General features: G+C 35.6%; 4 protein-coding genes and 1 pseudogene. 2 read left to right on the forward strand and 3 right to left on the reverse strand.

The window, feature by feature from the left end:
* Positions 1-305 (forward strand): DUF6198 family protein (locus AC1DUW_RS19585; RefSeq protein ID WP_477643256.1); only part of this gene is annotated, 305 nt, incomplete at its 5' end.
* 496 nt (positions 306-801) lie between these two features.
* Here the strand turns inward: AC1DUW_RS19585 and AC1DUW_RS19590 are convergent.
* Positions 802-1701, reverse strand: coding sequence for a DMT family transporter (locus AC1DUW_RS19590; RefSeq protein ID WP_053345596.1), 900 nt, complete (start codon positions 1699-1701; stop codon positions 802-804).
* Between the two features lie 836 nt (positions 1702-2537).
* The gene (locus AC1DUW_RS19595) at positions 2538-2765 is read right to left on the reverse strand and encodes a hypothetical protein (RefSeq protein ID WP_053345595.1); all 228 of its coding nucleotides are present in this window, start codon (positions 2763-2765) and stop codon (positions 2538-2540) included.
* A gap of 1126 nt (positions 2766-3891) precedes the next feature.
* Here AC1DUW_RS19595 and AC1DUW_RS19600 point away from each other — a divergent pair.
* On the forward strand, positions 3892-5082 hold the full coding sequence (locus tag AC1DUW_RS19600; RefSeq protein WP_053345594.1) for an MFS transporter: 1191 nt from the start codon (positions 3892-3894) through the stop codon (positions 5080-5082).
* Between the two features lie 609 nt (positions 5083-5691).
* Here the strand turns inward: AC1DUW_RS19600 and AC1DUW_RS19605 are convergent.
* A pseudogene (locus AC1DUW_RS19605) lies at positions 5692-5865 on the reverse strand (tRNA-dihydrouridine synthase); the annotation flags it as partial.

The following is a 5865-nucleotide window of genomic DNA, read 5'->3' on the forward strand; positions in this document are numbered from 1 at the left end:
TGGGTATCATCATATCCGGCATTGGCGGAGGAATCTATGTGGCTGCGGGAATCGGGGCCGGTCCTCGGGATGGTTTCATGCTTTCCGTTTCGGAAAAAACCGGGTTATCGGTCAGCCGTGCAAGAATCGCTGTCGAGAGCCTCATCTTGATTATCGGCTTCATCCTTGGCGGTCCAGTGTTTATTATGACGTTTGCATATACCTTTATTCAAAGCCCGATCTTTCAGTTTTCCATGAAGCTGATGAGTTCCTATATCGCTAATCTTGATCGGAAGCAAAAGGGACAATTTAAGATCCCCTTATAATTAGAAGAGATTCTGTTTGTAAATCATAAAGATGCTATAGAAAAACAGACCTTTGTCATGAAATGTATTGTAGAGAGCATAGAAGTGACAGATTTACGCAATAAAACAAATAAATATAAAAAATCCACTCTTTTTTAAAGAGTGGTTTTTTTTATTAACGATTAGTATAATTAACATTTTCTTAGCAAAATATGGTTAAAGAAAACTACACATATTCTAACGAGGTTTATTTTATAATATAAAAAATCTTAATCTTTATTGTTGTTTTTCCGACCAATAGCTCGGATAACTCCAACTTTTTACATAATCTCACCCTAAGAAATAAATGGGAAAGTATTAGCCAAGTCTGCCAATAAGACTAAACTGGTTTGATCATCCATATAATCAAACTCGGATATGTGYCCATAACGATATTTGACCTAATGGCATTTTATATGTATAAAGCGACCGATCTAGATCGTAATCAAATTATAATATTTTAGAAAACAGCCTTATTTTATAAATTTGAGTCTGGTAATGTCTGTGATTTTAGTTTTATGTTTACAAACAAAATACTAATCAAGATAAATAAAAGGCCAACTAATAAATTTAGTGTAATTTTTTCATGCAACATAAAAGAACTGCAAAGGATTGCAATAAGCGGGATAAGGAACGTAAATGAACCTACTTTGCTCGCTTCTCCTGAACCTACAAGTGTAAAGAATGCAAGCCACCCAAATGCAATTACAAAGATAGAGATGAATAATAAATTTATAATAAATGGCAATTCCCACTGGATATTTGACCAGCTTTCAACGCTGGAGCCTACACTTAATAAAAAAATGCCTCCCATAATAAGTTGTAATGTAACCATCCAAATTGAGTCTACACGATCACCTGTTTTCTTAATAAAAACAGTACCTAACCCCCAGGATAAAGCAGAGCCAAGGGCTAGAATAATTCCAATCGCTGAAACATTACCTGTAAATCCTCCTGCACTTATAATAGCAACACCTGCGAAGCCAAGAATTAATCCAATAATTTTTAATCCATACATCGATTCCCCTAGCCAAATCCAACAGAAAACCCCAAGTAAAACTGGCTCAATGAACACAATGGCCGAAAATAATCCCGCAGGTGCAAAACCAAGACCTACCGTTTGAAGGCCGTAAAAGAGAATAATGTTTAGAGAAGCAGAAATTAGGTAAAAATGCCATGTTTTTTTAAAGCGAAGTTTTTTATATCTCGGTAGAGCAAAAATTAGTAAAATCAGACCACCCAATATAGTTCTTGTTCCCGCAAATAATATTGGTGGTGTATAATTCAGCGCCATTTTAGATAATGGCCAATTAACGCCCCACACAACTACAAGAAATATAAGCAGTAAAGCTGTATTTGTTCGAGAAATTTGTTTCATAGTTGTGCCTCCTTAACATTCGTACCTAAATCATAATACTACTTTTAATGGTTAATACAAGATAAACGATCAGTTATGTTTTTTAATGATTTTGCACTCAACAGAGCAAATTGACTAAAGTATTAATGGGATTCTATTTTATTAGAGACAACATTTTTAAAATTTGGTGTTTAAACTATGTAGCTAACGAAGTTCGAGAATTAACTATTATATTGGAATTTCTTCATAATGGCTGATATCACACAGTGGTCACTTTCCACACCATTGTTATTTGTGGTGCAAAGTTTTTCGACATTTATCAAAAGGGTTCAGTAACATCCCCTCCCACTACATCCCTTCCCTCCTCTCATTCTGTAAAAATAGGTGCATCTCTCAAGCTCACTTAAAAGTGTTTTGCATTTTACCCGTAGCACTTATCTATGTGAAAACAGATGCGAAAGTATAAAACCTAACTTTACATAAAGAAAAAAAATACTCTGGAGAATATCTCATCCCAGAGTATTTTTTTACGCTATACTACTTTTTTATTTTTAACCGTCTCTTTTCCTTATCCGGTTTAAAAGCAGTAAACCTTGGAAGCACCAATTTGTATTTCTTCTCCTGTATGTGGGTTTCTAGTTCGATCTGCTCGTTGCACACTCAAATGTACCAAATCTAATCAAATTAGAGCTTCATAAAAGTAAGGACCTCGAATTCTATACACTATCTTGTCTCCAGAAAGCTTACCATACATGTTAGCACTATAAACTTTGTTATGACCTTGCACCAATTACCGTGGTCCAACCGCTATATACCTTCGCCTTCTATAATGTGTATTCTCTATTCCTTCACAAATTTTAATTTTGGATTTTTCCATTAATAACAACACACTTCCCATTTGTAGGTTGCTTTATCATCCTTCCATCCTTGATGTATACAGTGTAAGTATTATTGACTTTAGCATCTAATCTTGCTAGGTCTCCCGTTCTTGCTATGATATTTTTGACAGCTTCCCTCTTCAGATTATCCATAACTTTCTTTTTCCATTGTTCCCGTTTGTTTTTTTGCTTATTTTCATCAACCATCAGGATCCCATCCTTTTTGTTTGATTTATGTTTTCTTCCTGATATTAGAGTATTATATTTTTATCATCTTGTTACCCTTATGCTTTTCCTTATTAATCCGTTTTGAATTTTTTTTTGTACAWAACAGGTAACGGTAAAATGAAACAATAAACGAGTAAAGGGGGACATAAGTACATAGAAGGAATAAAGAATGGAACTGGAAAGAGAAGTTCCTCTCCTACTTATAGTCGCTGAAACAGGTGATTTTTGTTTTCTTTTAATGATTCTACTGTGAAATAGTTAGATTTTTGACAAGCTAAAATAAGCATTTGTTCTACCCGATTTTCAAATGCCAAGTTTTTATTTAACTCAAGCCAACGACACCAGTATAAGTAATTATCAAAATTTTAAAAGCGAGTTATGTTGATTTCCCACTCACCCTGTGTTTTTATCTCTACTTTGAGTTAAAACAGCCGCAACGCGAAAAAGATTTAACAATGTTGGTTATAACTCACCCTAGTAATAACAAGAAAAGAACACACATAAAAACAGGATGCAACGGAAAGTTGCACCCTGTCTGAAAAAAGGGGTTTGCTTCATTTCGAATTAGCATAAATTCTCTGCGATAAACACCTCATCTACATTAGAGTAAATACGGGTATCTGACTAGAGTTTTCCATCCAAAGCAACCATCCCCTATATCTTAAAAGTTTCCTCAACTTTCAAAGCATAAATGACAATTATTGAATGAGTTTTCTGCTTTTACGTGCAAGCGAACCATCTCCTTGCTCGAAACGATTTTTTAATGAAGCTTCTAGTAGTTAAGTTAAACGTCTTTAACTGACACCTCATTTACTATATGATGTGAATCATACGTAATCACTAGCCCCTTCTTCTTTATTTATAATGATCATCAAGCGGGTAAAATATAATTGGTATTTTTATGGATATCGAGAACTTTTTAAAATCAAGTTATATCTATATGATGTTTCTATAAAATGTACTTTTTAACGTTAATCAATTTTTAAAGAGATAATCAACGATAACTAAGCAAGGGGTTTCCTCGTAAAAGTGTTTTATGGTATGATAGTACGATTGTTTATCTACCCTGTGACACATTTACATTCATCTAAGAAAAGAGGTATTTATGCACGCTACAGAATTATCCAAGCGACATTGGCTACTCATCTTAACACTTACTTTATTAACATTTGTTCTCGGGACAAGCGAATTTGTTATAATCGGGATCTTAACCGATATTTCCTCGAGTCTCCATATAACAAATGCAAAAGCAGGTACACTCGTTTCTGCGTTTGCGATTACGTTTGCCATTGCCACACCACTCGTGATGTCGACAACAAGCCATTTTCCAAAGCGTAAATGGATGTTGTTTTTGATAGGTTCGTTCATCATCCTGAATGCTTTGTGCGTGATTTCGACGAGCTACATCATGCTCCTTGTACTTCGGATGATGACTGCGATTGTAACAGGAGTTTTAATTTCGCTTTCCATGATTGTTGCAAGTGAAACCATACCAATCGCAAAACGTGGACTTGCTATATCATTCGTTTTCGGTGGTTTTACTCTTGCAAACGTAATTGGAGTACCAATAGGCACTGTCATCGCTGATTGGTACGACTGGAATGCAACCTTCCTGTTAACTACTTTTCTCGGTGGAATTGCGTTTTTGGCATCTTTCTTCATTTTGCCTACTATGCACAGTACATTCCGCAGTTCAATGCGTGAGCAATTTTCTTTGTTAACACACCCACGAATCTTAATGGCTTTTTTCATTCCATCTCTTGGATTTGGAGCAACGTATGCCGTTTATACGTATCTTGTTCCGATCCTAAAAGGAATGGAAGCACCGAGTAGTTCAATCAGTTTGATCTTGTTTGGCTACGGATTTATTTCCATTTTCAGCAACATACTCGCTGGTAAAATTGCCAGCTACAATGCTATCGGACGCCTCCGGTTTGTTTTTCTCGTACAAGCAATTGTTCTGATCAGTTTATATTGGACGACAGATAATTTTATCTTTGGATTGGTTAATATTAGCTTGATGTCATTAATGGCTATCCTTTTAACAACATCTACCCAGCTTTATTTGATAGACCTTGCCGTTATTTATCAACCAAAAGCTACAGGACTAGCTGCTTCACTGATGCCAGTAGCAAGTAATGTCGGTATCGCCTTTGGTTCCGCATTAGGCGGAATTGTTTACCATCAGGGAAATTTGATGAATGTGACATTGGTCGGTGGGCTGGTTGCTATCTTTGCAAGTCTTCTAACTTTCCTAAGTCATCGCTTAGACCAAAAACAAAAGAAACCAGCATAAGAGAGAAGCTACGAACGCCTTGGTATGCTTCCTATGGTACCTCCAATAGAACAAAAAACAAAAATCATTCCATGGCAGAATAAACGAGATTATAGTTAATCTTTCAAATAAAATTGAAGAAAGAAGTATCAAGAACGTTGAGTTGTTCTTTGATACTTCTTTTAAAAATAGGACTAGGTGCTTACCTCTAAAAATCAAGCGGACAATTGCAAAAGAACTTATCAAGAACAATGTTTCTGATTAAAGGAAATATTGATCTAAGAATCGATACTTATGGTACGGTTCCACCTAGTTAATCCAAAAAAATCCTATAATTGAGATAGAATCCTAATCATTTTCTATTCTTTATTTCTTCAATTTTGCAGCAGGTTTCGGTTGAGTGGAAAAAACATTCGCTAGAAACATCTAGCACTCCTCATGTGCAGAGTGTATGTGGCATCACAAGGGTGCTGGTGGGTTTATTACATTCTAGAAAACAGACTGTATCAAAACAAAAGTTGCCGGCTGCAAAGGAACTTGAAACTGAATAAAATAAGTACACATGAGTTGATGTGATTCATTTTTTCTCTAACTTTTTGAGAGTTACATCATTTCACTGTCCCCGTCCCATCAACATTCTTTTCCAAAGTTATCAAGCAATGCACGCACTTCATCTGTTGATTTCGTGTTCATCAATTGATTTCTTAATTCACCAGCTCCACGGAATCCTTTGACATAAATTTTGAAAAAGCGATGAAGCCCTGTGATTGAACGTGGCAGTGCTTCCGCATATTGATCTTGAAG

This window comes from Peribacillus sp. P4_C12, assembly GCF_056402095.1.

Excerpts from the sequence above, each read along its gene's own strand:
- AC1DUW_RS19590 (WP_053345596.1), bottom strand. The coding sequence starts at position 1,701 with ATGAAACAAATTTCTCGAACAAATACAGCTTTACTGCTTATATTTCTT.
- AC1DUW_RS19595 (WP_053345595.1), bottom strand. The coding sequence starts at position 2,765 with ATGGTTGATGAAAATAAGCAAAAAAACAAACGGGAACAATGGAAAAAG.
- AC1DUW_RS19600 (WP_053345594.1), top strand. The coding sequence starts at position 3,892 with ATGCACGCTACAGAATTATCCAAGCGACATTGGCTACTCATCTTAACA.